We start from the raw sequence: 13,739 nt of genomic DNA, 5'->3' as shown, positions 1-13,739 counted from the left end.
GACTGGATTCCGGCAGTTTCCCCGAAACTGCAGGCCAGGCCGGGCCGGGTCACGAGGCGACGCGTTGCATCCAGGACTCGACGTCGTCGGCCGTGCGGGGCAGGTCGGCCGACAGCATCCGGTAGCCCGTCTCGGTGATGAGGAGGTCCTCCTCGATGCGGAAGCCGTACCCGCGCAGCTCCGCCGGGATGAGCGCGTCGTCGGGCTGGAAGTAGATGCCGGGTTCGACGGTGAGCACATGTCCGGGGGCCAGCGTGCCGTCGAGGTAGGTGTCGGCGCGGGCGGCGGCGCAGTCGTGCACGTCCAGCCCGAGCATGTGGCCCGAGCCGCACAGGGTCCAGCGGCGGTAGAGGCCGCTCTGCTCGTCCAGGGCCTCCTCGGCCGAGCAGGGCAGGATGCCGAGATCGGCCAGGCCGTCCGCGTAGACCCGCATCGCGGCCCGGTGGAAGTCCCGGTAGGCCGCGCCCGGCACCAGCGCGGCCAGCGCGGCGTCGTTGGCGGCGCGGCACAGCTCGTACAGGTCGCGCTGCAGCGGGCTGAACCGGCCGGAGATCGGCAGCACCCGGGTGATGTCGGCGGTGTACAGGTCGCGGGTCTCCACCCCGGCGTCGAGCAGCAGCAGCTCGCCGTCGCGGACCGGGCCGTCGTTGTCGATCCAGTGCAGCGTCGCGGCGTGGGCGCCGGCGGCCACGATCGAGTGGTAGCCGACCTCGTTGCCCTCCAGCCGGGCGCGCTGCCAGAACACGCCTTCGAGCAGGCGCTCGGAGGTCGCCTTCGCCTGCGGCAGGGCCCGCACCACGTCCTCGAAGCCGCGGGTCGTGATCGCCACCGCCTGCTCCAGCTGCCCGATCTCCCACGCGTCCTTGACCAGGCGCAGCTCGGCCAGGACCGCCCGGAGTTCGGCGTCGGCGGAGGCGGGCGCGACCAGCGCGTCGACCTCGGCGTCCAGGCCGCGCAGGACCAGCGTCGGGGTGTCGGGCTTGAGCGTGGCGGCCAGCTCGGCCAGGTGCCGGGTGGCCAGGCCCAGGCGGCGGGTGCTCTCCCCCAGGGTGGCCCGGCGCCCGGCCCACAGCTCCCCGTAGCGGCGGTCGCGGAAGAACTCGCCGTTGTCGCGGGCCGAGCGGGGCCGCAGGTAGAGGGTGCTGTCGCCGTCGGGTTCGAGCACGAACACGCCGTCGCTGGACTGGTCGCCGGTCAGCCACACGTACGCCGAGTGCGCGCGGAAGCGGTAGTCCTGGTCGTTGGAGCGGGACTTGAAGCCGCCCGCCGGGACCACGATCCGGTGGCCGGGGAACGCCTGGTGCAGCCGCTGCCGCCGGGCCGGGGTCCAGGCCGCGATCTCGGCGGCGGGCAGGTCGCGGTGCTCGGAGTCGAGCCAGCCGGTACGCATGAACTCTTCCAGCGCCGCCGACACCGGCAGGTCGTGACTGCCGGTGTGGAACTTCTGCTCCGCCATGCGCTGCTCCCCTAGCCTCTCGCCGTCGAGTCGTGCAGACATTACCGGAAGCAGCCACGGTCCTTACACCCCCGCCGACCGTCTCGTCACAGCGCCTACGCCTTCCTAGGAAGTCATCCCGGACGACCTGCGGCATCTTGCGCGCCCGACACTCGAATTCATAGACTTGATTGAATGTGTCGATTTTCGATCGAGGAGCACACATGCACCGTATGGCCCGCCGCGCCGCCCTGCTGACCGCAGCCGCGTGCGCCCTGGTCACCGTCACCATCACCACCCCGGCCGCGGCGATCCCGCCCGCCGGGCCGAACCAGAGCGTCACCTTCACCTACTTCTCCGACCGCGCCAAGACCAACGAGGTCGGCGGCTGGTCGTACGGCTCCTGCGGCGAACCGTTCCAGTACGGCGTCAAGACCGCCTACTACACCGTCAGGATCATCAACTGCTGAACCGGCGCGCGGCCCGGCCGTAGCGGCGGACCGGGCCGCCGCCCCGCCGCACCGGCGATGGCGGTCCGATCCGGACCGCGCGTAATACACTGCGCCGCATGAACCCCTCCCCCGGCGGCACGCTCTCGGTCATCACCGTCGACGGCACCCCCGCCGACGGCGAGAAGGGCCTCTTCTCCGCCGCCCGCAGGGCGGCCGCCCACGTCGGCGTCCTGGACGCCGGGGTGCTGGCCGGGAACCTGTCCGCGGTCTGCGACCAGCTCGGGCAGCTGGTGGCGGCCGCCGAGACCACTCGCGGCGGCTATGAGCTGGAGTCGTTCGAGGTGTCGCTGGACGTCTCGGCCACCGGCGAGGTGCGCATGATCGGGTCGGTGTCCAGCGAGATCCGGGGCGGCATCACGCTGACCTTCCGGCGACGCGGGTGAACACCGCGATCGTCGTCGGGTGCTCGTCGTACGAGGACCCGGACATCGCGCCGCTGCGGTTCGCCGCCCGCGACGCCCAGGCGGTCGCGCGGGTGCTGCGGGACAGCTGCGACGTGCCCGAGCAGCGCCTGGTGCTGATGCACGACGACGCCGCCGACCCGTGGCTGCGGCCGACCAAGTCCAACATCCTGCGCCAGCTGGTGCGGGCCCGCGACCTGAGCGCCGACGGCATCCTCTACTTCTTCTTCAGCGGCCACGGCATCCAGTCCCGCTCCGGTACCCAGTACCTGCTGCCGCTGGACTGCGTCTCCGACGAGATCGAGGACACCGCGCTGCCGTTCGACCGGATCGTGCAGCACCTGGGCCGCGCCGACGCGCCGCACACGGTGCTGATGCTCGACGCCTGCCGCAACGTGGTCGAGGGCGGCAAGTCCGCAGGCGGGGCCGGGCAGGTGGACATCGCCGCGCTGTGCCCGTCCGGGGTCGTCTCGCTGTGCTCCTGCCAACCGGGCCGGGTGTCGTACGAGGCGGAGGCGCTGCAGGCGGGCATCTTCTCCGCCGCGCTGTGCGAGGCGCTCAGCGACGTGGGCCGCTGCCGGACCGTGCACGAGCTCGACACGTACCTGGCCCGGCGGGTGCCGGAACTGGCCGTGGCGCACGGCAAGCCGCGCCAGACGCCGTTCTCGCGGGTGGAGCCACTGGGTGTGCAGCACTTGGAGCTGGTGTCGCCCGCCCTCGGCGGCGCCTGGGCGGCGGCCACCCCGCTGGGCGCCGAGGTCCGGTCCCGACGGGTGCCGCCGGTCGCGTCGGCCCGGCGCACCAGCCTGGTCGCGGTCGACTTCGGCACCTCGTACTCGCTGATCGCCGCGCTGGACACCGACGGCAAGCCGCTGGTGCTGCCCGGGCCCGACAACCGGCTGGTGGTCCCGTCGGTGGTGCACCTGCTTCCCGGATCGGACTACCTGGTCGGCGCGGCCGCCGTGGAGGCGGAGCGGTTCCGGCCGGAGGCGACCATCCGGCACGTCAAACGGCGCCTGGGCACCACCCGGGGGTACACCGTGGACGGCCGCTCGATCAGCCCCGAGCTGGCCGCCAGCCTGATCCTGCGGTCGCTGCGCCGCAACGCCGAGGAGGCGCTCGGCACCCCGGTCTCGCGCTGCGTGGCCTCGTACCCGGCCAATTTCAGCCGGGCGCAGCTGGCCGCGCTGCGGGAGGCGTTCCGGCTGGCGGAGTGGGACGTGGTCCGGTTCGTCGGTGAGCCGAACCTCGCCGCCCTGGTCACCGAAGCCGCGGACGAGCAGGAGATCCTCGTCGTCGACCTCGGCGGCGGCACCTTCGACGTGGCGCTGATGGAGTACATGCGCATCGACGACGAGAGCTCGCTCGCCGAGGTCAAGTCGTCGGTCGGCAGCCAGTTCATCGGCGGCCTGGACTTCGACGAGGCGCTGTTCGACTACGCCGTCGACCAGCTCCGGGGCCGCCACGGCTACCGCGACGAGCTGACACCGGAGATCGAGGCGCTGATCCGGCGGGAGGCCGAGCGGGCCAAACGCGAGCTCGGCCGGCAGGAGTCGGTGAGCATGCTGCTGACCGACCTGCCTGACGGCGGGCAGGGTTACCGCGACATCAGCATCACCCTCGACCGGCCGACGTTCCGCCTGCTGACGCAGCACATGACGGCGGGCGTCCGCACCACGCTGCGCGAGGCGCTGCGGTACGCCGCCCCGCAGTCCAAGCCGGCGGTCTTCCTGGCCGGCCAGGGCGGGCGCGTCTTCACCGTCCAGGAGGTCCTGGCCGAGTTCGGGCTGGTCCAGCTCGGCGGCGGAGCACCGGAGACGGCGGTGGTCCGGGGCGGGGCGGTGCAGGCCGGAGTCCTGGCGGGTGACGTCAAGGACGTGCTGATGCTGGACGTGCTGCACTACGGAATCGCCGTCGGCTGCGCCTACGTCGCCCACCCCGACAACGACGAGGACTTCACGGTCGTCGACGCGGACCCGGCCGGCAACCGCCGGCGGCTGACGGTCGTCGAGCCGCAGACCACGATCCCGAACAAGCGCGACCAGGCGCTGCGGCTGTCCGGCGGCCCCGGCTCCGTCCACACGCTCGAGGTGTACGAGCTGCTGTCGGGCGATCCGCAGCTGATCGAACGCCGCGAGGTCGCCTCCCGGACCGGATATGTCGAGGTGGTCGTCGACGTGGACGCCAACGCGTTCGTCCGGGTCGAGGTGGTCGAGGTCAGCCGGGCCGAGGTGGTCGCGTCGCGCAGGCGGATCCGCGAGCAGGCCCGCCAGGAGCTCGACCGCCGTCGCCGCGAACCCTGACCGGGTCGGCGACTCCCGCCATCGCATGTTCCGGCAGGTCGAAGGGCCTGCCGGAATGTCACTCATGCTCCAGATTGCGGTTTCGCACGCATTTTGGGAGATGCGACAGGCTCTGTCCGGTGGCACGTTCACCGGGAAAGGCCTTGCCGCTCCCACGGCGACAACCCATTGGAGGAACAGTGACCAGCAGTATCACCAGGATTCCCACCCGTGAAGAGCTGGTGCGGCGGGCGGCCGACCTGGTTCCGCTCCTACGCCGGCACGCCGGCTGGGCGGAGGAGAACCGGCGACTGCACGACGAGGTCATCGAAGGGCTCGCCGACGCCGGCATCCTGCGGATGCGCACCCCCGTCCGGTACGGCGGCTACGAGTCCGACATGCAGACGCAGAAGGACGTCATGGCCGAGCTGGGCCGGGGTGACGGGTCGACCGGCTGGGTGGCCACGGTGTTCACCATCCCCGGCTGGATGGTCGGCATGTTCCCGGACTCGGTCCAGGACGAGATCTACGCGACCCCCGATGTGCGCGTGTGCGGCACCCTCACCCCCAGCGCCGTGGGCACGCCGGCGCCCGGCGGCATGGTGCTCAACGGCAAGTGGGCCTTCGTCAGCGGTGCGCTGCACAGCCACTGGCAGGAGGTCCTCGCCATGGCGCCGTCGCCGGACGGGGTCACTCCGTGGCCGGTGATGGCGATGGTCCCGCTGAGCGACCTGCAGATCGTCGACGACTGGCACACCTCCGGCCTGGAGGGGTCGGGCAGCGTCACCACCGTCGCCAAGGACGTGTTCGTGCCGCAGGAGCGCATCCTGCCGCTGGCGACCGTGATCGCCTCGCAGTCGGCCTCGCCGCGCAACGCCGAACTGCCGCTGTACCGCACGCCGCTGGTCGCCGTGGGCAACGCCTCGGGCGTCGGGGTGATCGTCGGCCTGGCGCGGGCGGCCTGGGAGGTCTTCTTCGAGCACCTCGGCGACCGCAAGATCACGTACACGTCGTACGAGCACCAGGCGGACGCCCCCGTCACCCACATCAAGGTCGCCCAGGCGGCGCAGCTGATCGACCAGGCGGAGTTCCACGCCGACCGGCTCACCCGGCTCGTCGACGCCAAGGCCGCCAGCGGCGAGCCCTGGACCATGCTGGAGCGGGTCCGCAGCCGGGCCGACGTCGGCTCCGTGTGCGAGCTCGCCCGGTCCGCCGTGGATCTGCTGGCGATGGCCAGCGGCGGCTCGTCCATCTACCGCTCCCACCCGATCCAGCGGATCGCCCGCGACGTCCGCACGATCAACCTGCACGCGCTGAATGTGCCGGAGACGAACTACGAACTCTACGGACGCATTCTTTGCGGCCTCGAACCGAATTCGCTCTACGTCTGATTCCGTCGGTCGCCATACGTGCGCACGACGGAAGGCGCTATCACGGACAGCCGTGATTCATGCTTGGGTTTCATTCCACTTCTTGAGGGAGAAGCGAATGTATGACTACGTGATCGTCGGTGCCGGTACAGCCGGTTCCGTGCTGGCCGCGCGGCTGAGCGAAGACCCCGGTATCACCGTGTGCGTGGTGGAGGCGGGGCCGGTGGACGACGCTCAGAACATCCATATCCCGGCCGCATTCGGCACCCTGTTCCGCTCTCGGGTCGACTGGGACTACGACTCGCATGAGGAGCCGATGCTGCACCGCCGCCGCATCTATCTGCCCCGCGGAAAGACGCTCGGCGGCAGCAGCTCCATCAACGCGGGGCTCTATCTGCGCGGCAATCCGGCCGACTTCGACCTCTGGGGCCAGCCCGGCTGGACGTTCGACGAGCTCCTCCCGTACTTCAAGCGCTCCGAGGACAACGAGCGCGGCGAGTCGAAGTACCACGGCGTCGGCGGCCCGATGTCGGTGTCCGACGGCCGGTCGAACAACGTCATGGGCACGGCCTTCGTCGACGCCGCCCTTGAGGCCGGGCACTCCTTCAACGCCGACTTCAACGACGGCGCCAACCAGGACGGCTTCGGCCCGTTCCAGATGATGCAGCGCGACGGCCGGCGGTGGAGCAGCGCCGACGCGTACCTGCGCCCGGCGCTGAGCAGGCCGAACGTCACCCTCGAGACCAACCTGCAGATCCACCGGATCGTCATCGAGAACGGCCGCGCGGTGGGTGTCACCGGCTACCGGCTCGACGAGCAGATCACGCTGCGGGCCAACCGCGAGGTCATCCTCTCCAGCGGCTCGTACAACACGCCGTTCCTGCTGATGCACTCCGGCATCGGGCCGGCGAAGGTGCTGTCGGACGTGGACATCCCGGTGCTGCTGGACCACCCGGACGTCGGGCAGAACCTCAAGGACCAGCCGATCGTGCCCATGGTGTACCCGCACGACGTCCCGGTGAGCACCCTCATCGGCCACGAGCCGCAGTACGTCAAGGAGTTCCTGGAGCACGGCACCGGCCCGCTGACGTCCAACGGACCGGAGTCGGGCGGCTACCTGCGTACGCGCTCCGGGCTCGACGCCCCCGACGTGGTGTTCTACAACGGCCCGCTGATGTTCGCCGACAGCGGCCTGGGGCTGCCCACCGGCCACGGCATCACCTTCGGCCCGGTCGTGCTGATGGCCGAGAGCACCGGCGACGTGTCGCTGGACTCCGACGACCCCACCACCAAGCCGAAGATCGTGCACAACTACTTCACCAACGAGGACGACCTGCGGTCGGCGGTCGGCGGGGTCCAGGCCGGCATGGAGATCGCCCGGCAGAAGTCGCTGCGGCCCTACACCGGCACGATGCTGCGCGGACCGGCGTCGGACTCCGACAAGGACGTGCTGGAGTACGTCCGCCTGCACGCGCACTCCATCTTCCACGCCACCTCCACCTGCATGATCGGCAAGGTCGTGGACGCCGAGCTGCGCGTCAAGGGCATCGACGGCCTGCGCGTCGTGGACGCGTCGATCATGCCCCGCACCGGTCGCGGTGCCCCTAACGCCACCGTGCTCGCGATCGGCGAGAAGGCGGCAGACCTGATCCTGGGCCGGCCGGCGCCCCGCCCGCTGGTCGCCGCCGCGGCCAAGGAATAACCGCCGCGAGACCTCCGCGAGCGACTCACGAAGGGATTCATCCATGACACCGCGTCAGCGGGAGAAAACGCTCAGGGAATCCTTGGCCACCGAGCTGGAGACCCTCGACCGGCGCCACCTTCTCCGGTCCATGCACCGCGGCCACATCGACGACCGCGTCGTGATCGTTCGCGGAAAGGGCTGCACGGTCTGGGACGCCCGGGGCAACCAGCTGCTCGACGCGGCGGGTGGTGGCGTCTGGCTGTCACCGCTCGGTCACGGTCGCGAGGACCTCGCGGAGGTGGCAGCCCAGCAGATGGGTCAGCTGGAGTTCTTCACCAGCCTGCTGGAGTTCAGCAACGAGAAGGCCATCCGGCTCGCCGCCCGGCTGGCCGACCTCGCCCCGCCCGGCATCGAGCGGGTGTTCTTCACCAGCGGCGGCTCCGAGGCGGTCGAGACGGCTTTCAAGGCCGCCCGGCTCTTCCATCACCTCCGTGGTGAGCCGGACCGGACCTGGATCCTGTCCCGGCAGTACTCGTTCCACGGTTCCACCTACGGCTCGGGCACCGCGACGGGGTTCCCGCCCATGCAGTTCGGCGTGGGTCCCAACCTGCCCCACGTCGAGCAGCTGTCGCCGGCGTACCTCTACCGCGCGGACCAGCTGTACGGCGACGCCGATCCGGTCGACTTCCTGGTCCGCGAGCTGGAGGAGACGATCGCGCGGATCGGGGCGGGCAACATCGCGGCGATGATCGGGGAGCCGGTGATGGCCGGCGGCGGTGTCCTGGCGCCCCCGCCCGGCTACTGGCCGCGGATGCGCGAGGTGCTGCGGCGCAACGGCATCCTGCTGATCGCCGACGAGGTGGTCACCGCGTTCGGCCGGCTGGGTTCGTGGTTCGAGTCCGAGGCCCGGGGCATGGAACCGGACATGATCACCACGGCCAAGGGCATCGCCGGCGGGTACGCCGCCCTGGGCGCCACCCTGATGACCGACGAGATCGGTGACGTGCTGTTCGAAGCCGGGTTCTTCCACGGCTACACGTACCAGGGACACCCGGTGGCGTGCGCGCTGGGCCTGGCGACTCTCGACATCATCGAGAAGGAGGACCTGCTCAACAAGGCACTGACCATCGGTGACTGGCTGCGGTCGGGTCTCGCGCCCGCCGCGGCGCTACCGGCGGTCGGCGACCTGCGGGTGGAGGGTTCGCTGGCGGCCCTGGAACTGGTGACCGACCGGCAGACCCGCGTGCCGATGGACTGGACCGCGGTCGAGCAGCTGGCCTTCACGGCTCGCCGTGAGCACGGCGTGATCGTGCGGCCCTACGGTCACAACCTCGTGCTCGCACCTCCGTTGGTGATCGAGGAGCACGAGGTGCGCCGGGCCGCCGAGGCGGTCATCGAGGTGCTCTCCCGCCTCGACCCCACCCGCTGACCTCTGTCCGCCGCCGCCGGGCCCCGGCGGATGCCCGAGAAGGGCACCTCCTGCATCGGATCGCGACGCGAAGGTGCCCTTCCCGCCTCGGTCAGCTCTTGACCGAGCCGGCCATCAGGCCGCCGATGAACCAGCGGCCGAGCAGGATGTACACCAGCAGCGTCGGCAGCGACGTGATCAGCGCCCCGGCCATCGACGCGGCGTAGTCCGGCGACTGCGCGCCCGCCAGGGCGTTCAGTGCGATGGTGATCGGCCCGTTGCGCGTGTTCGACATGAAAATGGCGAACAGGTAGTCGTTCCACGCCGAGGTGAACTGCCAGATCACCGTGACCACGAAGCCCGGGATGGAGATCGGCAGGATCAGCGACCGGAACGTGCGCAGCAGCCCCGCGCCGTCCATCATGCCCGCCTCGATCAGCTCCTCCGGGACCACGGTCGCGTAGTAGTTGCGGAAGATCAGCGTGCAGATCGGAATGCCGTACACCGTGTGCACGAAGATCAGCGTCGGGATGCCGGGTGCGACGCCCAGCCACAGCACGACCTCGCGCAGCGGGATCATGACCGCCTGGTACGGGATGAACATGCCGAACAGGATCAGCGTGAACACCACGTCGGCGCCCGGGAACCGCCAGCGCGCCAGCACGAACCCGTTGGCCGCGCCGATGATCGACGACAGCAGCGCCACCGGGATAGCCAGCTGGAACGTCCGCCCGAAGGATGGCCCGAGCGACAGCCAGGCCTTCTCCCACGACGCGAACGTCCACGTCTCGGGCAGCGTCCACTGGCCGTTGACGCCGATCTCCCGACCGGACTTGAAACTGGTCACGACCAGCACGTACAGCGGCATCAGCACGATCAGCACGAAGAGCAGCAGTACGGCGTACCGGACGACGTTGGGCAGCCGCCGCCGGCGCGGCCCCGGCGCGGGCGCCGGGGCCTGGTCGGACCTCGGCGGGGCCGTCATGGTCTGCGTGGTCATGACCGCTTCTCCGACCGGTTGACGTGGATCAGGTACGGCACGACCACCACCGCGACGACCAGCAGCAGGAACACCGAGATCGCGGCGGCCTTGGCGTAGTCGCGGGTGAGCAGGGTCTGCCAGACGTAGACGGCCGGCACCTCGGTGAGCCACTGCGCCCCGGAGACCGACATGATCAGGTCGAACATCTTCATGGACATGTGCCCGGTGATGATGAGCGCCGACAGGATCGTCGGGGTCAGCTGCGGGAACAGCACCCGGCGGTAGAGCTGGAAGGTGGTCGCCCCGTCGACGACCGCGGCCTCGCGCAGCTCGTCGGGGATGCCGCGGAAGCCGGCCAGGAACAGCGCCATGACATACCCGGACAGCTGCCAGACGGCGGGCATCGCCATGGCGGCCATGCCCCAGTCCGGGTCGGTCCACCACGGGCCTTCCAGGAAGTGCAGCCCGAGGCCTTCGAAGATCGCGTTGATGCCGCCCGCGTTCTCGCCCTGGCCCGGGTTCATCAGCCAGCGCCACACGACGCCCGAGGCGACGAACGACACCGCCATGGGGAACAGGTAGACGGTGCGGAAGAAGCCCTCGGCGCGGGCACCGCGCTCCAGCAGCAGCGACCACAGCAGGCCGAGCACGATGGTGCCGACGATGAAGACGACCGTGAACACCAGCAGGTTCAGCAGCGAGTGCGTGAACCGGTCGTTGATGTCGTGGTTGAACAGCTTGTCGTAGTTGTCGAGGCCGACGAAGCCCTTCGACGGCCGCGCGTTGTGGCGATCCTGCATCGAGAGGTCGACGGTCCAGCCGATCAGGCCGTACACGAAGACGGCCAGCAGGATCAGCGAGGGGGAGATGAGCAGCAGACCGGGGATCCAGGTCCGCTTACGGTGGCGCAACGCGACCTCCTAGGGGTGGAGAAGGGCACCTTCCCGACAGGTTCCGGGAAGGTGCCCTTCCTGTCACGTACCGGACTACTTGGCCTTCGGGCCGAACTCCGCGGCCGCCGACGCGAGCGCCGCCTGCAGCGCCGCGACGTCACCGTCGGTGGAGAACTTGCCCTGGGCCGAGCCGACCGCGCCCTGCCAGGTCTGCGCGCAGGCCGAGCCGTGCGGGCAGCTGGGGACCTGGACGGCGGTCTTCCAGTCGTTCATGGCCGCCTGCTGGTAGGCCGGGAAGCCGTCGGCGGGCACGTCGGTGCGGGCCGGGATCGAGCCCTTCTTCTTGTTGAACTCGGCCTGGCCGGCGGCGCTGCCGACGGTCTTCAGCCAGCACTTGGTGCCGTCGGCGTTCTTGGCGCCCTTGGGCAGCACGAACGAGTCGGCCAGCCACTGGAAGACGTTGCCGTTGCCCGGGAACACCGAGTAGCTGTAGTCCTTGAAACCCTTGGCGTCGAGGTCGGCGGCCTCCCAGTCGCCCATCAGCTGGTAGGCGGCCTTGCCGTCCATCAGCATCTTCTCGGCGTCGGTCCAGTCGAAGGTGTCACGGTCGGAGTTGGTGTACGTGAGCAGCTTCTTGTAGTCGGTGATCGCGGCGGTCATGTCGGCGCCGGCCCAGTCACCGGTGCCGTTCCAGAGCGCGTTGAACTTCTCCGGGCCGAGCTTGCTGATGAGCAGGGCCTCGAACAGCATCTGCTGCGTCCAGTCCTTGCCCAGCGCCAGCGGCGTGGCCACCCCGGCGGCCTTCAGCTTGTCCAGGTCGGCGAAGAACCCCTCGAGGGTGGTCGCGTCCTTGGTGATGCCCGCCTTGGCCAGCACGGTTTTGTTGCCCCACAGCACGTTGGCGCGGTGGATGTTGGCCGGCACCGAGTAGATCTTGCCGTCCACGGTGAGGTTGTCGATCAGGCCCTTGGGGAAGGCGTTGCTCAGGCCCCACTCGCCGTACTGCGCCGACAGGTCCTCGATCTGGTCGTCGTTGATGTAGTCCGACAGCTCGGCACCGGCGTGCGCCTGGAACGTGTCCGGCGGGGTGCCCTGCTGCAGCCGGGAGGCCAGCACCTGCTTGGCATTGCTGCCCGCGCCGCCCGCGACGGCGCCGTTGACGAACTTGAAGTCCTTGCACTCGGTGCCGAACACGGTCTCCAGGCCGGTCAGACCGGCCTTCTCACCGCCGTCCGCCCACCACGTGAACACCTCGACCTCTTTGGTGCCCGTACCGGTGCCGGGCTCATCGGTGCTGGTGCAGGCCACTGTGGCCATCAGCGTTCCGAATGCGACGGCCGCGACGGCCATACGCCTCGAGAGACGCATGCTTCCTCCATCCTGAGATTTTGACATCGTTGTCTCATGCGCTGAGCAAGCCTCTACCGCAGGTCCACGGGGTGTCAATGCTGGTTACTGATTTGTTTCCGGACACCGCAGAACCGAGATCAAGTCGAGTCGGCCCGGCGGCGCCGGTTGTTCGCGCGGCGGTAAACGACAGCACCTTGCCTTGGTGGGACGAACCGGTTAAGACTACTCATCCATGTAGATATATGAGCGCGCCGCCACAAGCGAACGCGCCCCACCCCGAGGGAGCCCACCCGTGCAACTGATCGCAACGCGCCGGATCCTCCCGGTAGCGGCGGCCGTGCTGCTCGCACTGAGCCTGCCCGCCCCGGCCTCCGCCGCCCCCTCCTCCCCCGCCGCCGGCACATCCGCCACCGGCACGTCCGTCGCCGCCACGCTCGACGGCCTCGCGAGCCGCCTGGCCCGGTCCCTGGCCGACGGCCGCACCCGCGCCGCCGTCACCCAGGCGGTGCTGGCGGGCCCGCTCACCCTGGCCGCCATACCCGACGCGGCGCTGCGTACACATGCCACCGCCGCCGACCGGGCGGTGCTCGCCGCCAAGGGCCTGCCCGCCTCGCTCGGCGCGGTGACCACGGTGCGGCTGGCGCTGCCCCGGATGCGCGCCGCGCTCGCGCGGGGTCAGGCGCCGCTGGTCGCCGCCGCGAGCAGCGACGACACGGCCACCACCATCACCGCGTACGACCTCAGCGGCCGCGCCGTGGCCCTGGACCCCGACCGCGCCCCGCAGCGGCCGGTGCTCGTGGTCGAAGTGGACTCCGCCAAGACCGTCCCCGCCGGGCTCGACGTGGTGCGCCGGGAACTCGCCCGGCGCGGCGTCACCGGCGCCCCCGCCGCGGCCACCCTGGCCGGCGGCTACTGGGCCACGAAGATCAACGCGGTACGCCTGTCCGACGACGAGGAGCCCTGGATCAAGGGCGCGGCCGAGATCTACTGCGTGGTCGGCGGCTTCGGCCTCGACGGGCACCCGAAGGTCGACATCGTGCAGCTGCCGTACCTGGACAACGACGGCACCACCTACTACCCCAACCAGCTGCTGGTGCACTTCTCGGCGTACAAGTACAACCTGGCCGACGTGGTGATGATGGAGGACGACGGCGACACCAACTACCAGGCGCTGGCCCAGGCCATCGCGACGGTGCTGCTCACCATCACCGACCAGGGCGTCTACATCCCGCTGGTCAACGCGATCATCAACGCCATCCCGACCTCGTGGTGGACCGACGACCCCGACTACGTCGACTCCTGGTACACCCTGTCCACCGGCAGCAGCGGCCGCCTCAACGGCGCCGCCGCCAACGGCTGGCTGGACGTGAGCCCGTACTGGGTCGCGCCGCTGTGACCGCCCGGCCCGGTCGGGGCCCGCGC

General features: G+C 70.3%; 11 protein-coding genes. 7 read left to right on the top strand and 4 right to left on the bottom strand.

Annotation, left to right across the window (positions count from 1 at the left end):
- Window positions 1-49: 49 nt before the first annotated feature.
- Window positions 50-1,456, bottom strand: coding sequence for an aminopeptidase P family protein (locus QEZ54_RS21715; protein WP_281306521.1), 1,407 nt, complete (start codon window positions 1,454-1,456; stop codon window positions 50-52).
- 203 nt (window positions 1,457-1,659) lie between these two features.
- Between QEZ54_RS21715 and QEZ54_RS21710 the strand changes: the two genes are divergently transcribed.
- The 6 genes from QEZ54_RS21710 (at window position 1,660) to QEZ54_RS21685 (ending at window position 9,113) form a co-directional block, all read left to right on the top strand.
- The gene (locus tag QEZ54_RS21710) at window positions 1,660-1,905 is read left to right on the top strand and encodes a hypothetical protein (RefSeq protein ID WP_281306520.1); all 246 of its coding nucleotides are present in this window, start codon (window positions 1,660-1,662) and stop codon (window positions 1,903-1,905) included.
- Window positions 1,906-2,003: 98 nt separating this feature from the next.
- Window positions 2,004-2,330, top strand: a complete 327-nt coding sequence (locus QEZ54_RS21705) for a hypothetical protein (RefSeq protein WP_281306519.1) — start codon at window positions 2,004-2,006, stop codon at window positions 2,328-2,330.
- Window positions 2,327-4,651 (top strand): Hsp70 family protein, encoded by a 2,325-nt coding sequence (locus QEZ54_RS21700; RefSeq protein WP_281306518.1) that lies wholly within the window; start codon window positions 2,327-2,329, stop codon window positions 4,649-4,651. Before QEZ54_RS21705 ends, QEZ54_RS21700 begins: the two co-directional genes overlap by 4 nt.
- Window positions 4,652-4,830: 179 nt before the next feature.
- The gene (locus QEZ54_RS21695; protein ID WP_281306517.1) at window positions 4,831-6,021 is read left to right on the top strand and encodes an acyl-CoA dehydrogenase family protein; all 1,191 of its coding nucleotides are present in this window, start codon (window positions 4,831-4,833) and stop codon (window positions 6,019-6,021) included.
- Window positions 6,022-6,118: 97 nt separating this feature from the next.
- Entirely contained in the window at window positions 6,119-7,702 is a 1,584-nt protein-coding gene (locus tag QEZ54_RS21690) for a GMC family oxidoreductase N-terminal domain-containing protein (protein WP_281306516.1), read from the top strand.
- 43 nt (window positions 7,703-7,745) lie between these two features.
- On the top strand, window positions 7,746-9,113 hold the full coding sequence (locus QEZ54_RS21685; RefSeq protein WP_348650560.1) for an aspartate aminotransferase family protein: 1,368 nt from the start codon (window positions 7,746-7,748) through the stop codon (window positions 9,111-9,113).
- A 91-nt stretch (window positions 9,114-9,204) separates the two neighbouring features.
- On the opposite strand, the gene QEZ54_RS21680 is transcribed toward QEZ54_RS21685, so the two are convergent.
- From QEZ54_RS21680 to QEZ54_RS21670, 3 genes are all read right to left on the bottom strand, one after another.
- Window positions 9,205-10,092: a carbohydrate ABC transporter permease gene (locus QEZ54_RS21680; protein ID WP_281306514.1), complete on the bottom strand. Its 888-nt coding sequence runs from the start codon at window positions 10,090-10,092 to the stop codon at window positions 9,205-9,207.
- A complete protein-coding gene (locus QEZ54_RS21675) occupies window positions 10,089-10,985 on the bottom strand; it encodes a sugar ABC transporter permease (RefSeq protein WP_281306513.1) in 897 nt (298 codons plus the stop codon). The genes QEZ54_RS21680 and QEZ54_RS21675 overlap by 4 nt, the downstream gene beginning before the upstream one ends.
- Window positions 10,986-11,060: 75 nt before the next feature.
- A complete protein-coding gene (locus QEZ54_RS21670; RefSeq protein WP_281306526.1) occupies window positions 11,061-12,284 on the bottom strand; it encodes an extracellular solute-binding protein in 1,224 nt (407 codons plus the stop codon).
- A 325-nt stretch (window positions 12,285-12,609) separates the two neighbouring features.
- On the opposite strand from QEZ54_RS21670, the gene QEZ54_RS21665 reads away from it, so the two are divergent.
- Entirely contained in the window at window positions 12,610-13,713 is a 1,104-nt protein-coding gene (locus QEZ54_RS21665) for a DUF3103 family protein (RefSeq protein ID WP_281306512.1), read from the top strand.
- Window positions 13,714-13,739 lie beyond the last annotated feature (26 nt).

This window comes from Catellatospora sp. KI3 (assembly GCF_029948125.1).
In the GTDB taxonomy this organism is placed as follows: domain Bacteria; phylum Actinomycetota; class Actinomycetes; order Mycobacteriales; family Micromonosporaceae; genus Catellatospora.
Note: the sequence above shows the minus strand (reverse complement) of the source record. Positions and strands in the feature narration are given on the sequence as shown.